The sequence below is a fragment of the Micromonospora sp. NPDC049366 genome (genome assembly GCF_044466625.1).
GTDB lineage: Bacteria > Actinomycetota > Actinomycetes > Mycobacteriales > Micromonosporaceae > Micromonospora.
In genome coordinates this window covers 187,224-203,695 of sequence record NZ_JBITMV010000007.1, presented here as the reverse complement: position 1 = coordinate 203,695, position 16,472 = coordinate 187,224, and the positions used below count along the sequence as shown (strand labels likewise).

Below are 16,472 nucleotides of genomic sequence, written 5' to 3'. Positions count from 1 at the left end.
GACACGCAGGGTCCTCGGGACATCGACGGAGCGCATATCCTGTGGCCCGGCCGACCCACCGGAAGGGACCCCATGCCGTCGCGGCAGGACCAGCTGCACTCGTACCAGTTCACCGTCCAGCGGGCGGTCGCCGCCTTGGTCATGCGGGAGACCGACCCGGCGCAGTCGCCGTTTCGGCGGCTGGCCGGTGCGGGCCTGGCCAGCGTGCTGGTCGCGGCGATCGGCCTCGGTGCGTTCGCGCTGTACGGGCTGTTCGCGGGCGGCGGCACGGGCTGGCGCGACACCGGCGCGGTGATCGTGGAGAAGGAGTCCGGTGCCCGGTACGTCTACCGGGAGCAGAAGCTGCACCCGGTGCTCAACTACGCGTCGGCGCTGCTGATCGTCGGCGCGGAGCAGGCGCGGACGGTGCTGGTCTCCCGCCGGTCCATCGAGGGTGTCCCGCGCGGCCTACCACTGGGCATCGCCGACGCGCCCGACTCGCTGCCCGCGCCGGGGCGGCTGTCGGCCGCACCGTGGACGGTGTGTTCGGCGCCGCCGCAGAGCGCCGACCGGTCCGGCCCGCGTTCGGTGCTGCTGGTCGGCACCGGGTCGGCCGGCGGCCGCCCCCTCGGCGGCGACGCGCTGCTGCTGCGGCACCCCGACGGCGGGCTGCACCTGGTCTGGCAGCAGCGCCGTCACCGGGTGCGCGACGTCGGCCGGGTGCTGGCCGCGCTCGCCACCACCCCGGCGCGGGCCGTGCCGGTCGCGCCGGCGCTGCTCAACACGCTGCCGGCCGGCGTGGACCTGGCCCCGCCCGACCTGCCCGGGCTCGGGCGGACCTCGGAGCGGGTGCCCGACGCGCGGATCGGGGACGTCTACGTGGTGCGCAACACCGGCGGCGGGCGGCAGTACGCGGCCGTGGTCCGCGACGGGCTGGCCGGTGTCACCGAGTTGCAGGCCGCCCTGCTGCTGGCCCGCACCGGCCAGGGGGAGCCGGAGCCGATCGCGCTCGGCCGGTTCGCCGGGCTGCCCGCCGCACCCGACCTGGCCCCCCAGGGTCCGGGCGCCCCGCCGCCCGTCCCGCCGCGGCTGGCCGAGGTGGCGGCGGGCGGGATCTGCGCCCTGGTGGGCGATGACGCCGGGGTGGCGGAGGTCCGGGTCGGCGTACCGCTGCCGGACCTCGCTGCCGCGCCGCGCACCGCCGGCGCGACCACCGGGGGCGGCGTGCGCGCCGACCAGGTCGTGGTGGAGCCCGGCCGCGGCGTGGTCGTCGAGGCGGTCGCGGCGCCCGGCGCGTCCGGCGGCGCGGTGTCCGTGGTCACCGACCTGGGGCGGCGGTACGCGCTGCCCGACCCGACCGTGCTGGGCATGCTCGGCTACCGGGACGTGCGGCCGGTCCGGCTGCCGGCGGGCCTGGTCAGCCTCGTGCCGGCCGGTGCGACGCTCGACCCGGCGGCGGCCCGCACCGTCGCCGGCCAGGATGCCGGGCGGAGGTGACCGGGTGACCCGTGCTCATGACCTCGACCTGGGCGGGGGCGCCGCACCGGGCTGAGGCCGATGTCCGACGCCGCGCCGTGCTCATGATCTCGACCTGGGCGGGGCGCCGCACCGGGTTGAGGCCGACGTCCGACGCCGCGCCGTGCCGCCGCAGAGCCCCCTCCGGTGCGACGTGCCCCAGATCTGGGGCAGCTCGACAGGCTCGACGGCACCGACCCTGGCCGCGGCGTGGTTCAGGAAGCCGGGCGGCGCAGCAGGCTCACGGCGAAGTCCGCGTCGTCCCGCCAGGGGCGCAGGTCCCAGGTCGCGAAGCGGTGTTCCAGGCGCAGCCCGGCCGCGACCGCGTCGGCGTCGAACGCGGTCAGCGGGTAGCCCCGGGCGGTGCCGAAGCCGACGGCCAGCACGCCGTCCGGGCGCAGGTGCGCGGCGAGCCGGCGCAGCACCTCCGGTTCGGTGCGCGGAGCGACGAAGGCGAGCACGTTGCCGGCCAGCACGGCCGCGTCGAACGGCTCCTCCTCGCCGAGCGCCGCCAGGTCCAGTTCGGCCAGGTCGGCGACGAGCCAGCGCGGACCGGGGTGGTCGGCCCGGGCCGCCTCGACCAGCACCGGGTCGGCGTCGACCCCGACCACCGTGTGCCCCCGGGCGGCCAGTTCGGCGCCCACCCGACCGGTGCCGGAGCCGGCGTCGAGGATCCGTGAACCCGGTGTGACCAGGGCGTCCACCAGGCGAGCCTCGCCGGCCAGGTCGACCCCCTCGGCGGCGAGCCGGCGGAACCGGTCGACGTACCACTGCGAGTGCTCGGGGCCGGTGTCGGTGGCCCAGCGGGTCGGGTTGCGCATGCCCCCACCGTAGCCACCCCACTCGGACGGTCAGGGCAGTCGGGCCACCGTCACGAACTCGTTGTAGGTGAACACCCGGCCGAGGGCGCGGGGGAACGGGAACGAGTACTGCCGCAGCACGGTCAGGCCCAGCGCGCGGCAGGTCTCGGCGGCCTCGGGGAACCCCACGAAGCGTACGTGCGAGGCGTCGCTGCGGTAGCCGCGCTCCTGGGGGGTGATGAAGACGGCGGTGCCACCGGACCGGACGTACGGCAGGTACGACGCGATCACGTCGTTGGCCTCGTCGGCCGGCAGGTGTTCGAGCAGGTGGGCGGCGAGCAGCGAGTCGAACGCGTCCGGGCGGGCGTGCGGGGAGCGGTGGAACTCGTCGATCGTGTACGCCTCGAACCCGGCCGCCCGGGTGTGCGCCACCGAGGTCGGGTTGTGATCCACCCCGACGCCGTTGCCGTCGAGGTTCGCGAGGTTGCGGCCGAGCCCCGAACCGACGTCGAGGGTCCGGCCCAGGTGCAGCCGGCGCAGGTTCCACCGGTAGGGCGCCTGCACGTCGAGGGCCCGTTTCCACCGGGCGCCGCCGAGTCGTTGCAGCCGCCGGGTGTACTCCTCGCCCACGGTCTCGGTCGGGCGCCGCTGATCTGCGCGACTCATCTGCCGGCTCCTTTGACGGTCTCCGAGTGTGCGTGGTGTCGGACCGGAGACGTCCCCCGAGCTGTGCCGCATCTCCGCGAGGGCCCCTGGGGGCCGATCGGTATGTCAGACGATCGTTTCTGGTTCTAGCACGGAACTCGTCGGTACGCGACGGGAGTCCTGGTCAACAATGGGCTCTCACCGTGTCCTGGCGCCGCGGCACCCGGTCGCCCCGGTCCGGTGGGGTCGCCGGCGCCGTCGTTTGCCGGCACGGCGCCGGGGTAAGCGCGGGGCCGGTGTGACGACAGGAGGGGCGGCGTGCGCTTTCCCCGCTTCATCGACGCGGTCTCCCGGCGGTCCGGGCTGCCGCCGGAGCAGGCCGTCGCCGTCGCTCGCGCCGTGCTCCAGACGATGGCCGAGCGGGTCACCGGCGAGACGGACGATCTCGCCGGGCACCTCCCGGACGACCTGGACGGCTACCTGGCCGGTTCGGGCCCGGGAACCCCGGACGCCGCGGCCGGCCCGGCCGACTTCCTGCGCCGGGTGGGGGAGCGGGCCGGGGTCGACGAGGTGAGCGTGCGGGCGGGCACGGCCGCGGTGTTCGCGACCCTGCGCGAGGCCGTCACGGTGGGCGAGTTCCACCAGATGGTGGCGCGGCTGCCGCGTGGCTTCGACGGCGGTGTGGAGCCTCGCCCGCCGGCCCCGTACGACGGCTGAGCCCGGGAGCCCTCCCATCCCGCCCAAGATCGGACATCAGCCCACTTGTAGGAAATTTGACTGTCATGGGCCTTGTTCGCCGTAGGATTGCTTGCCGCGAGCCATCTAGGCGGTAATAGATCAATGCGCTAGAGGGATGATCGGACTAATTCTGACGTCCGTTGTCCGAGGCGACGATCGGCTCTTCGGCCGGACTCTCATTGATGATCTTTGCACCAGGACATCGAGCCATATGCTGCTCTCAATGTGAAGTCCTGGGGGGGTCATGATCACGTTTGTCGAATGCTGCGCGCCCATCGCGGGTGCAGTGCCCGCCTCCTGACATGGCGCACGAGACCCTGATCCATCGCTTCGGCGATGTCGCCGCCGCCTGTCCCGACCAGCCCGCCGTCCTCGGCGAGACCCACCAGCTCAGCTACGCCGAGCTGGCCGGCCTGGCCGGCGGCTACGCCGACGCGCTGGCGGCGGCCGGAGCCCGACCGGGTGACCGGGTCGCCCTGCTGACCGCACACGGGGCCCGCACCATCGCCGCCATCCTCGGCGCCCTCGCCGCCGGATGCGCGTACGTGCCGCTGGATCCGAGCTTCCCGCACCGCCGGCTGCGGCACATGCTCGACGCCGCCGGCACCTCCGTCATCCTCTGTGGAGCCGAGCACGAGGACCTGGCCCGCCGGCTCGGTGCCGAGCGGCCCGGCCTGCGCAGCGTACGCGTGGAGGAGGTGCGCCCCGCCCCGCTGCGGCCCGTGCCGACCGACCCCGACGCGCTCGCGTACGTGCTGTTCACCTCCGGCTCCACCGGCGCGCCGAAGGCCGTCGGGCAGACCCACCGCAACCTCCTGCACGTGGTGCGGAACCAGATCGACACCCTCGCCATCGGCCCGGCCGACCGCCTCAGTCTGCTCGCCTCGTTCAGCTTCGACGCGGCCATCCCCGACCTCTACCCGGCGCTGCTCAGCGGCGCGGCCGTCATCCCGGTCGACCTGCGCCGGCACGGGCTCGCCCACGCCGTCGAGCAACTCGCCCAGCACGGCGCGACGATCTACCACTCCACGCCGACGGTCTACCGCTTCCTGCTCGACACCCCGGGCGTCGAACGGCTCGACCAGGTCCGGGTGGTGCTGCTCGGCGGCGAGCAGGCCACCCACGCCGACGTGGCCCGCGGCCGGGGCCGCTTCGCGCCCGGCTGCCTCCTGGTCAACGGCTACGGCGCAACCGAGATGACGTTCGCCGCCCGGCACGCGCTGCCGCTCGCCGAGGCCGACTCCGACGCCACCGGTCCGCTGCCGATCGGCACCCCGCTGCCCGGCTACCAACTGCGGCTGGCCGAGAACGGCGAGATCGTGGTGCGCAGCGCCCACCTCGCCCCCGGCTACCTCGACCGGGACGACGACCGGTTCGCCACCGACCCCGACGGGGTGCCCACGTACCGGACGGGTGACCTCGGTGAGCGGCTGCCGGGCGGCGAGCTGCGCTGCCTCGGCCGGCTCGACCGCCAGGTCAAGGTGCGGGGATTCCGGATCGAGCTGACCGAGATCGAGTCCGTGCTCGCCGCCGAACCGGGCGTCGGCGCGGTCCGCGCGATCGCCCGCGACGGCGAGCTGCTGGCGTACGTCCGGCCGGCCGGCGCCCCGATCGACCCGGCCGCCCTGCGCGCGGCGCTCGCCCGGCAGCTGCCCGGTTACGCGCTGCCCCGGGCCGTCGTGCCGGTCGACGAGTTCCCGCTGACCGTCACCGGGAAGATCGACGAGCGGGCGCTGCCCGACCCCGAGCCGGCGGTGCCGCCCGGCGCGGAGCCGACCACCCCCACCGAGCGGGCCGTGCACGACATCTGGTGCGCGGTGCTCGGCCGGGCCGCAGTCGGCCGCGCCGACTCCTTCTTCGACGTCGGCGGCCAGTCGCTGCTCCTCGGCCAGGTGCAGCAGCGCCTGGCGGAGCGGTTCGGCGTGCGGCTGCCCATGCTGCGGCTCTTCGCGCACCCCACGGTGGCCGCGCAGGCGCGCCTGATCGACGAGCCGGCGGCCACCGACCGGGCGCCGACGCTCGCCACCCCGCCCGCCCCGCCGGTGGCCGCCCGCGAGTACACCGGCGACGAGATCGCCGTGGTCGGCCTGGCCGGCCGGTTCCCGGGCGCACCCGACCTCGCCACGTTCTGGTGGAACCTCTGCGCCGGCGTGGACGCCGTCCACGACCACACCGACGCCGAACTGGCCGCGCTCGGCATCGGCCCGGGGCTGCGCGCCGACCCCCGGCACGTCCGCGCTGCCGGCCGGCTCGACGGCGTCGCCGACTTCGACGCCGAGTTCTTCGCCTTCGGCGAGCAGGAGGCGGCGCGGACCGACCCGCAGCACCGGCTGTTCCTGGAGACCGCGTGGGAGGCGCTCGAGGACGCCGGCCACGATCCGGACCGCTTCCCCGGCCTCGTCGGGGTCTACGCGGCCACCTCCGCGAACCGCTACTTCCTGTTCCACCTCATGGACAACCCGGCCGTGGTCGGCGACGTGGACCCGGACGACTGGGAGGCCCGGCTGGTCGGCCGCCAGTTCACCGACCACCTGCCCGGGCAGGTCGCGTACCGGATGGGGCTGACCGGGCCGGCGGTCGCCGTGCAGAGCGCCTGCTCCAGCTCGTTGGTCGCGGTCTGCCTCGCCGTGCAGAGCCTGGCCGACTACCAGTGCGACATCGCGCTCGCCGGCGGCGTCAACGTCACCTGGCCCCGCTACCGGCACACCCCCGGCGGGCTCGCGTCGCCCGACGGCCGGTGCCGCGCCTTCGACGAGGCCGCCAACGGCTCCGGCTTCGGCTCCGGAGTCGGGGTGGTCGCGCTGCGCCGACTCGCCGACGCGCAGGCCGACGGTGACCGGATCTACGCGATCCTGCCCGGCTGGGCGGTCACCAACGACGGCCGCGACCGCGCCGGCTTCGCCGTGCCCGGCCCCGCCGGGCAGGCCGCCGCCGTGGCCGGCGCCCTCGCCGCCGCCGAGGTCGCCCCCGGCGAGGTCCGGTTCGTCGAGGCGCACGGCAGCGGCACCCCACTGGGAGACGCGATCGAGGTCGCCGCGCTGCACGAGGTGTACGCCGGCGGCCCCGCGGAGACCTGCGCGCTCGGCTCGGTCAAGACCGGCATCGGCCACCTGGACGCCGCCGCCGGCATCGCCGGCCTGATCAAGGCGGTGCTCGCCGTGCAGCACGGCGTGATCCCGCCCAACCTGCACTTCACCCGACCACACCCGGAGATCGACCTGGCCAGTGGTCCCTTCTACGTGCCGACGAAGGCGCGGGACTGGCCGGAGGCGCCGCGCCGGGTCGCCGGGGTCAGCTCGTTCGGCCTCGGCGGCACCAACGCGCACGTCGTCGTCGAGCAGCCACCGCCGGTCGACCCGGCCGAGGGGACTCCCGCCGCGCACCTGCTGCCGGTCTCCGCGCGTACGCCGGCGGCGCTGCGGGACGCGCTGACCCGGCTGCGGCAGCACCTGGCCGGAGCCGCCCCGGCGCTGGCCGAGGTGGCCGCCACCCTCGCCCTGGGGCGCAAGGCGTTCGACCACCGGGCCGCGGTGGTCGCGACCGACCTGGCCGGCGCGGTCGCCGCCCTGGACGACCTGCTGGAGTCCGGGGCCCGGGTGGCCGGCGCGCCGGCGGAGCTGTGCGAGCTCGCCGCCACGTGGGTGACCGGTGGCGACGTGGAGTGGGCGGCGCTGCATCCGGAGGGCACGGTCCGCCGCACCGGGTTGCCCACCTACCCCTTCCAGCGGCAGCGCTACTGGATCGACCCCACTCGGAAAGGCGCGCGGTGAACTGGTTCGTCTCCGCCGGAGCCCGGAACGCGGCGCCGGTCCAACTCTTCTGCCTGCCGTACGCGGGCGCCGGCGCCAGCGCGTTCCGCCACTGGCCGGACGCGATCGGCGCGCCCGTCGAGGTGCTGCCGGTGCAGCTGCCCGGGCGGGAGAACCGCATCACCGAGGATCCCCGGTTCCGGGTCGCCGACGTGGCCCGCGCCATCGCCGGACGGGTCACCGGCCCGTACGCGATCTACGGGCACTCGATGGGCGGCCGGGTCGCGTTCGAGGTGGTCCGCGAGCTGCGCCGGGAGGGCGAGCCGCTGCCGCTGCGGCTGTATGTCGGCGGGGCGCGCGCCCCGCACGTGACCGCGCCCAGCCTCTTCGACGGGCTGTCCACCGTGGACGACGACGAGCTGCTGCGCCGGCTCGGCAGCGGCGGCGGCCTCCCCGCCGAGGTGCTCGACCATCCGGAGCTGGTGGAGCTGCTGCTGCCGCTGCTCCGCGCCGACTTCGGGCGGGTCGACAGCTACCGCTACGCCCCCGGTGAGCCGCTGCCGGTGCCGGTCGTGGCGTTCGCCGGCCGGCACGACCGGGCGGTGACCCGCGCGCACAGCGAGGCCTGGCGGCAGCACACCGTGGCCGGCTTCACCCTGCGCGAGATCGACGGCGGGCACTTCTTCCTGCACGACGCGCTGCCGGAGTTGGCCGCCGCGATCCGCGCCGACCTGACGGCCGCCCTGGCCGGCACCGACCAGCCGCCCGCCGCGCCGGCCACCGTCCTCGCCGCCACCGCCACCGCCACCGCCGCCGCGTCAGCCGCGGTCGCCGACGAGGCGGTCGCCGAGGACGTGCCTGCGACCGCCGCCGGCCCGGCCCCCGTGGGCGGTGGCCACCGGGTGCCGCTGGGCGACACCGGCTGGTCGGTGTGGCGCGACGCGATCCTGCGCACCACCGGATTCCCCGCCGACGGGCTCACCATGCTCGCCGCCCCGCAGGCGGCGGCCGCCGCCGACGAGCTGCTGGCCACCGGCGCCGGGGAGGAGCAGTTCCAGAAGGAGTTCGCCGAGGCGGTCGCCGCCGCCGGCCGTCGGCTGACCGAGCTGGCCGGCGACCCGCTGCTGCGTGAGGCGATCACCTGGCAGAACCGGGGGGCCCTGCTCGCGCTCGACGGGTTGCGCAAGGGCGGCCCCGACGCGCCGCGCAACGTCCGTCGGCGGGACCGGGAACGCGCCCTGCTCAAGTACTGGCAGCGCTACTGCGGCAAGAACGAGACCGTCGGCTTCTTCGGCCCGAGCTGCTGGGCGACCCTCGACCCGAGCCGGCCGGACGCCGCCGACGTCCGCCCCGGTCCGGCCCTCACCCGTCGCCGCTGGGTGTGGTTCGAGTCGTGGGCGCTGACCGCGTACGCCGAGCACCTCGCCGCCGACCTCGCCGTACGCCGGTGGTGGCCGCCGCGGCTCGCCCCGCACCTGCGGCTCGACGGCCGGGCGGTGCGGCGGCCCGGCCGGCCGCCGGTGCCGCTCTCCCCGGTGGAGGCGGCGCTGCTCGCCGCCGCCGACGGTCACCGCTGCGCCGGTGACCTGGTCACCGACCCGGAGATCGGGCTGCGCCGGCCGGAGGACGGGTACGCGCTGCTCGACCGGCTGGTCGAGCGGGAGCTGGTCGTCTGGGACGCCGGCCTGCCGGTCAGCCCGGCCGCCGAGGACGTGCTGGCGCAGCGGATCGAGTCCGTCGGCGACCCCGAGGCGCGGGCCGCCGCCCGGGACGGCTTCGCGCGGCTGCGCGCGGCGCGGGACGCCGTCGCGGCGGCGGCCGGCGACCCCGACACCCTGCGCGCGGCGCTGGACGGGTTGGACGAGACGTTCACCGCGTTGACCGGTCAGCCGCCGCGCCGCCGCGAGGGTCAGATGTACGCCGGCCGGACCCTCTGCTACGAGGACACCAGCCGTGACCTGGACGTGGTGTTCGGCGCGCCGCTGCTGGACGGCATCGCCGCGCCGCTGGGCGTGCTGCTCCAGGCGGCCCGCTGGCTGGCCGGTGCGCTGGAGGACGCGTACGGGACGGTGTTCCGGGAGCTCTACGACGAGCTGCGCGCGGAGGCGGGCGACGGGCCGGTGGCCCTGTCCGACCTGTGGTTCCTGGCCCAGGGGATGTTCTGGGGCGACGGCGAACGGCCGGTCGACGCGGTGGCCACCGAGTTCGCCGGCCGGTGGGCCGGGCTGTTCGGGCTGGACACCCTGCCCGCCGGCACGACCGAGGTGCGGCTGCGGGTGGAGGAGCTCGCCGGGCGGGTCTCCGAGGTCTTCCCGCACGTGCGTCCGGAGTGGACGAACTCCCGGCTGCACAGCCCCGACCTGCAGATCTGCGCGACCGACCCGGACGCGCTGGCCCGTGGCGACTACACGGTGGTGCTCGGCGAGCTGCACGCCGCCTGGCCGTCGTTCGACTGCCAGGTGTTCACCCCGTCGCACCCGGACGTGGAGCGGCTGCGGGCCGCCCTCGCGGAGGACCTCGGCGAACGGCGGATCCGGTTGCTGTTCCCCACCGACTGGCCCCGGCGCACCAGCCGGGTCGCCGAGGCGCTGGTCGGCCCGACCGACCGGCAACTCGCGTTCCTGCCGGCGCCGGGCGCCGACCCGGAGCGGGTGCTGCCGACGGTCGCGCTGACCGTCACCGAGGAGCACGGCCGGCTGGTGGCGACCGCGGCGGACGGGCAGCGTTGGCCGCTGACCGAGATCTTCGCCGGCCTGCTCGCCGCGCACGCCGTCGACGGGTTCAAACTGGTCGCGGCCGCGCCGTACACGCCGCGGATCACCCTGGACCGGTTGGTGGTCGCCCGGCAGACGTGGCGCACCACGGTCGGGGAGAGCGGCCTGGGCACGGTGACCGGCGAGCGGGAGCGGTTCCTCGCGATCCGGAGCTGGCGCCGGCGACTCGGGCTGCCCGAGCGGGTCTACATCAAGCTCGGCACCGAGACCAAGCCCTGCTTCGTCGACCTGGGCAGCCCGGCGTTCGCCAACATGTTCTGCGCGATGGTCCGGTCCGCCCGCGTCGGCGGCGGCGACGGCGTGTCGCTGGTCGTGAGCGAGATGCTGCCGACCCCCGACGACGCGTGGGTGCCCGACGCCCAGGGCCGGCGCTACTTCAGCGAGCTGCGGCTGCACATCGTGGACGGCGACGAGCCCGCGGTGGCCCGATGAGCCACCGGATCCCACTCGGCGACACCGGCTGGTGGCTGTGGCGCGACGCGGTGCTGCGTACGGCCGGGTTCCCGGCGGCCGGGCTGGCGGCGTTCACCGCGCCGGACGCCGCGGCCGCCGCCGACGCGCTGCTCGCCGGCGACGGCACCGACGAGCTGTTCGACAAGGCGTTCCGGGCGGCGCTGCTCGACACCTCCGCGCAGGCCGACGCCCTCGCCGGCGACCCGCTGCTGCGGGAGGCGGTCGCCTGGCAGAACCCGGGCATGCTGACCGCGCTGGACGGCCTGCGGCGCACCGACCCGACGGCCCGCAACTGGCGCCGCCGTGAGCGCGAGGGCCGCCTGCTGCGGTACTGGCAGCGCTACTGCGGCAAGGCGGAGACGATCGGCTTCTTCGGGCCGGTCTGCTGGGTGCGCCTCGACCCGGACTCAGCCCAGACCCGGCTCGACCCCGGCCCGGCGCTGGTGTCCCGCCGGGAGGTCCACTTCGAGGCGTGGGCGCTGATCGCGTACGCCGACCGGCTCGCCGAGGACCTGGCCGTGCGCCGGTGGTGGGCGCCCGCGCTGCCCCCGCACCTGAGCGTCGCCGGCCGGCAGCTGCGCCGGCCGCTGCACCCACCGTTGGAGCTGACCGCCGCCGAGGCGCGCCTGCTGTCGTACTGCGACGGGCGGACCTCCGCCGTGACCGTCGTGGAGCGCGCCCGCGCCGACGCGGAGCCCGGGCTGCGCAGCGCGGACGACGGCTACCTGCTGCTCGACCGGCTGGTCGGGCGGGGCCTGCTGAGCTGGGACGCGGCCCTGCCGGTCAGCCCGCGGGCCGAACGGGTGCTGCGCGACCGGCTCGCCGCCGTCGGCGAACCCGCCCTCCGGACCGCCCTGACCGAGGGCTTCGACCGGCTGTGTGCCGCCCGCGACGCGGTGGCCGCGGCGGCCGGCGACGCGGACCGGCTGCGCGCCGCGCTCGCCGCGCTGGACGCCGAGTTCACCGCCGCCACCGGCGGGCCCGCGACCCGCCAGGACGGCCAGATGTACGCCGGCCGCACCGTGCTGTACGAGGAGACCGCCCGGGACCTGACGGCGACCATCGGCGCGGGTGTGCTGGACGCCCTCGCGCCGCCGCTGGCGATCGTCCTTGCGGCGGCCCGCTGGCTCACCGCCGAGGTCGGTGCGGCGCTGCGGGGCGTCCTCGACGAGCTGCACGCCGAGCTGCGCGGCGACGGCCCGGTCCGGCTGGCCGACATCTGGGCGCTGGCGCAGGGGCTGCTGCTCGCCCCGGACGGCCCGCTCGCCGGGGCCAGCGCCGGGTTCACCGCCCGCTGGACGGAGCTGTTCGGCCTCGACGCGGTCGCCGCCGACCAGCCGGAGCTGCGGTTGCGCAGCGACGCCCTGGCCGAGCGGGCGGCCCGGCTCTTCGCCGCGACCGGGCCCGGCTGGCCGTCGGCCCGCATCCACAGCCCGGACGTGCAGATCGTCGCCCCGGACGTGGCGGCCGTCAACCGGGGCGACTTCCTGCTGGTGCTCGGCGAGCTGCACCCGGCGTACGCGCCGTTCGACGGCGTGGTCTTCGCGCCGTTCCACCCCGACCCGGCGGCGCTGCGTGCCGGGCTGGACGCCGACCTCGGCCCGGCCCGGGCCCGGGTGCTCTACCCGGAGGGCTTTCCCCGGGTCACCACCCGCACCACCTACGCGTCGACCGGCCCGGCCGACCGGCAGTTCGGCATCGACACCGCGCGTGGCGCCGACGTCGACGCGCTCGTCCCGGCCACCGAGGTGCGAGTCGAGCCGGTGGACGGCGAGCTGACCGCGGTGCTGCCCGACGGGGGCCGCTGGCCCCTCGTGGAGATCTTCGCGCACCTGCTCGGCTCGCTGCTGCTGGACAGCTTCAAGCTGATCGCGCCGGCCCCGCACACGCCCCGCATCACCATCGACCGGCTGGTGGTGGCCCGCCGGACGTGGCGGACCACGGCCGGGGAGAGCGGCCTGGCCGAGGTCACCGGCGACGCGGAACGGTTCCTCGCCGTCCGCCGCTGGCGACGACGGCTCGGCCTGCCGGAGCGGGTCTTCGTGAAGACCGGCACCGAGGTCAAGCCCTGCTACGTCGACCTGACCGGCCCGCTGCACGCCCAGTCGCTCTGCCAACTGGTCGCCGCCGCGGCGCGGACCGGCCCGGACGTGCCGGTGGTCGTCAGCGAGCTGCTGCCGGCGCCGGAGGACAGCTGGGTGACCGACGCGCAGGGCCGCGGGCACGTCAGCGAAGTGCGCCTGCAGATCACCGATCCGAGAAGCTACCGGGGAGAGAACGGGTGACCGACATCCTGTCCATCAGCGCGGTGCACGGGCAGACGCTGCCCTGGCCGGACGCGACGCTGGCGGAGCTGATCGTCGCGCGGGCCGCGCGTACGCCCGACGCGGTCGCCGTGCGGCAGTGGGACGCCCGGCTCACCTACCGGGAGCTGCTGGACCGGGCCGCCGCGGTGGCCGCCGCCCTGCGCGGGCACGGCGTCGGCCGGCAGACCCGGGTGGGGGTCTGCGGACACCGCCGTCCGGAGCTGGTCGCCACGGTGCTCGGGGTGCTGCTCGCCGGTGGCTGCTACGTGCCGCTGGAGCCGGGCGGTCCCCGCCGGCGGCTGCGGGAGATCGCCGCCGACGCGGGTGTGTCCGTGGTGGTCGGTGACGCGGCCCAGGTCGAGTTCGCGGACGTGCCCGGGGTCGTGGCCCTGCCGCTGCCCGCACCGGTGGCGGTGCCGGCACCGGTGACGCCCGGCCCAGCCCGACCCGGTGACCCGGCGTACGTGCTGTTCACCTCCGGCTCCACCGGCCGCCCGAAGGGCGTCCTCACCACCCACCGCAACGCCGTCGAGTTCGTCCACGGGGTCGTCGCGCTCACCGGCGCCGACGCGGGCGTACGCAGCCTCGGCATCGCCTCGCTCGGCTTCGACGCCGCCACCATGGACCTGTTCGTCCCGCTACTGCTCGGCGGCTCCGTGCAGCTGCTCGGCGCGGACGACCGGGCCGACCCGGTGCGGCTGGCCCGGTTCATCGCCGCGCACGAGGTCAACTGGGGATTCATCACGCCGACGGTGCTGGCCATGCTGGACCCGGCGGAGCTGCCCGCGTGGCGGGTGGTGCTCTGCGGCGGGGAGGCGGTGCCGGCGGAGCTGGCCGCCCGCTGGGCGCCCGGGCGCACCCTGCTCAACGGCTACGGGCCGACGGAGACCACGGTGCTCGCGGTGAGCGGCCCGCTGACCGCCACCGAGACCGACCCGGTGCCGATCGGCGTGCCGCTGCCCAACCACCGGGCGTACGTGGTGGACGAGCGGCTGCACCCGGTGCCGCCGGGGGAGACCGGCGAGCTGCTCATCGGGGGGCCCGGGCTCGCCGACGGCTACCTCAACCGGCCCGGCCTGACCGCCGAGCGGTTCGTCCCGGACCCGTTCGCGCAGCGGCCCGGCGAGCGGCTGTACCGCACCGGCGACCTGGTCCGGCTGGACGCCCGGGGACGGATCGTCTACCTGGGACGGGCCGACCGCCAGGTCAAGATCCGGGGTCAGCGCATCGAGCTGGGCGAGGTGGAGGCCGTGCTGGCCGACCTGCCGGGCGTCGACCGGGTCGCCGTGGAGGCGGTGCCCGGCCCGGCCGGCACCGAGCTGGTCGCGTTCCTCACCCCGACCGACGCGCCCGACGACGAGCGGCTGCGGGCGTACGCCGCGTCCCGACTGACCGCCGCGATGCTTCCCGCGCGGGTGCGGCGTCTCGCCGCGCTGCCGGTCAGCCCGACCACCGGCAAGCTGGACCGGCCGGCGCTGCGCGCGCTGGCCACCGTGGACCGTCCCGCCCGGGACGAGGCGGCCGACCCGCGGCCCGACGAGCCGGTCGAGGCGGCGGTGGCCCGGATCTGGACGCGGCTGCTCGGCGGGGCGCCCGGCCCGGACACCGACTTCCTCGCCGCCGGTGGCAACTCGATCGCGGCGATGCGGCTGGTCGCGGCGCTCCGCGCCGAGCTGGGCCGGCACGTCGACACGCGGGACGTCTTCGCTGAGCGCACGTTCGCCGGTCTGGTCGGCCGGGTGACCGCCGCCGCCACGGCCGACGCGGACGGGCTCACCACCGGCAACCCGCCCACGCTCTCCCCGCCGCAGCGGCGGCTGTGGTTCGTCGACCAGCTCGCCCCGTCCAGCGCGCCCTACAACATCGCGGTGGCGCACCGGTTGCACGGCCCGCTCGACACCGCCGCGCTGGGTGCCGCGCTGCGCGCCGTCGCCGTGCGGCACGACGTGCTGCGCTGGCGGATCCCGCAGACCGGCGGTGTGCCGTACGCGGTCCGCGAGGAGCCCACCGACGTGGCCGTGCCGGTGGTCGACCTGACCGGCGGCGTCGACCGGGAGGCGGAGCTGGCCCGAATGCTCGCCGCCGGGGCCGGCCACGCGTTCGACCTGGCGACCGGTCCGCCCTGGCAGGTGACCGTCTACCGGCTCGGCCCGGACGAGCACGTGCTGGCGATCACCCTGCACCACGCGGTCTTCGACGGCTGGTCCGAGGCGGTCCTCTACGACGACGTCGCCGACGCGTACGCCCAGGCGGTGGCGGGGCGGGTGCCGCGCCTGCCGGCGCTGCCGGCCACGTACGCGGACTACGCGGTGTGGCGGGCCGAGCGCGACGCCCACCGGGGCGAGGCGGACCTGGCCTGGTGGACGGCTCACCTCGCGGGGGCGCCCACCGTGCTGGACCTGCCCCGGGACCGTCCGCGCCCGGCGGTGCAGACGTACGCGGGCGCCGAGGCGGCGGTGCGGCTGACCGAGGAGACCGACCGTGCGGTGCGGGCCCTCGCCGAGCGGCGGGGGACGACCGTCGCGGCCGTGCTGCTGGCCGGCTTCGGCGAGCTGCTGGCGCGGCTCACCGGCGGCGACGACCACGTGCTGGGCGCGATCGTCGCGGACCGCCGGCTCGCCGCCTTCGACGACGTGGTGGGCTTCTTCATCGACACCGTGCCGGTGCGGGTCCGCACCGCCGGGGCGAGCTTCGCCGAGCTGGTCGACCGGTGCGCCGCCGAGCTGCACGAGGTGACGACCCACCCGGGCGCACCGCTCGAACGGGTCGTCGAGGCGCTCGGCGTCGGCCGGGACACCTCCCGGGCGCCGCTGGTGCAGGTGCTGTTCAACGTGCTCAACTTCGTGCCGCCCCGGTTGACGCTGGCCGGGCTCGCCGGCGAGCCGGTGCCGGTGCCGAAACCGGGCTCACCGTTCGACATCACCGTCTACGTGGTCGAGCGGGCCGGCCGGGTCGGCGTCGAGGTGGTGCACAACCCGGACCTCTTCGACGGCGAGCGGGTCGAAGCGCTCCTCGCCGACCTGGCGGCCCTGGTCGGCGCGCTCACCGCCGACCCGGACGCGCCCGCGCGCGCGGTGGCCGTGGAGCTGCCCCGGCCGACCGTCCGGGTGGCCCAGCTCGGTGCGATGACCGTCGCGGCCACCGAGACGCCGCGGTCGCCGCTGCCGGCGGGCCCGGGTGGGCTCACCGAGACGGAGGAGCTGATCGCCGGCATCTGGCGGGAAATCCTCGAACGCGACCGGGTGGGTGTCACCGACAACTTCTTCGACATCGGCGGTCACTCGCTGGCCCTGGCCGCGGTCCACGCCCGGCTCACCGCCGCGACCGGGCGTTCCATCGCGATGCTCGACCTGTTCCGCCACCCCACGATCCGGAGTCTCGCCGCCAGCCTCGACGGCGCCGCCGATCGACCGGAACTCGCCCGCGCCGCCCTCCGCGCCGCGGCCCGACGCAGTCGTACCCGCCGTAACCCACCTCGCCGCCCCGGCGGCACCGCGCACTGAAGGACACGTG

8 protein-coding genes are annotated in these 16,472 nt (G+C 76.4%); 6 read left to right on the top strand and 2 right to left on the bottom strand.

The window, feature by feature from the left end; translation table 11 throughout:
• The first annotated feature begins 72 nt into the window (after window positions 1-72).
• Window positions 73-1,476, top strand: coding sequence for a type VII secretion protein EccB (eccB, locus tag ACIBTV_RS12850; protein WP_396704290.1), 1,404 nt, complete (start codon window positions 73-75; stop codon window positions 1,474-1,476).
• Between the two features lie 233 nt (window positions 1,477-1,709).
• On the opposite strand, the gene ACIBTV_RS12845 is transcribed toward eccB, so the two are convergent.
• Complete coding sequence (locus ACIBTV_RS12845) at window positions 1,710-2,315, bottom strand: class I SAM-dependent methyltransferase (protein ID WP_396704288.1); 606 nt, start codon at window positions 2,313-2,315, stop codon at window positions 1,710-1,712.
• A gap of 30 nt (window positions 2,316-2,345) precedes the next feature.
• Window positions 2,346-2,960: a methyltransferase domain-containing protein gene (locus tag ACIBTV_RS12840; RefSeq protein ID WP_396704286.1), complete on the bottom strand. Its 615-nt coding sequence runs from the start codon at window positions 2,958-2,960 to the stop codon at window positions 2,346-2,348.
• Between the two features lie 297 nt (window positions 2,961-3,257).
• Between ACIBTV_RS12840 and ACIBTV_RS12835 the strand changes: the two genes are divergently transcribed.
• From ACIBTV_RS12835 to ACIBTV_RS12815, 5 genes are all read left to right on the top strand, one after another.
• Window positions 3,258-3,656, top strand: a complete 399-nt coding sequence (locus tag ACIBTV_RS12835; RefSeq protein ID WP_396704284.1) for a DUF2267 domain-containing protein — start codon at window positions 3,258-3,260, stop codon at window positions 3,654-3,656.
• Between the two features lie 323 nt (window positions 3,657-3,979).
• Window positions 3,980-7,447 carry an AMP-binding protein gene (locus ACIBTV_RS12830; protein WP_396704283.1) on the top strand — a complete coding sequence of 1,156 codons (3,468 nt, stop codon included), beginning with the start codon at window positions 3,980-3,982 and terminating at the stop codon, window positions 7,445-7,447.
• On the top strand, window positions 7,444-10,632 hold the full coding sequence (locus ACIBTV_RS12825; RefSeq protein WP_396704281.1) for a thioesterase domain-containing protein: 3,189 nt from the start codon (window positions 7,444-7,446) through the stop codon (window positions 10,630-10,632). The genes ACIBTV_RS12830 and ACIBTV_RS12825 overlap by 4 nt, the downstream gene beginning before the upstream one ends.
• Entirely contained in the window at window positions 10,629-12,938 is a 2,310-nt protein-coding gene (locus tag ACIBTV_RS12820; RefSeq protein WP_396704279.1) for a lantibiotic dehydratase, read from the top strand. The genes ACIBTV_RS12825 and ACIBTV_RS12820 overlap by 4 nt, the downstream gene beginning before the upstream one ends.
• Window positions 12,935-16,462 (top strand): amino acid adenylation domain-containing protein, encoded by a 3,528-nt coding sequence (locus tag ACIBTV_RS12815; RefSeq protein ID WP_396704277.1) that lies wholly within the window; start codon window positions 12,935-12,937, stop codon window positions 16,460-16,462. Before ACIBTV_RS12820 ends, ACIBTV_RS12815 begins: the two co-directional genes overlap by 4 nt.
• Window positions 16,463-16,472 lie beyond the last annotated feature (10 nt).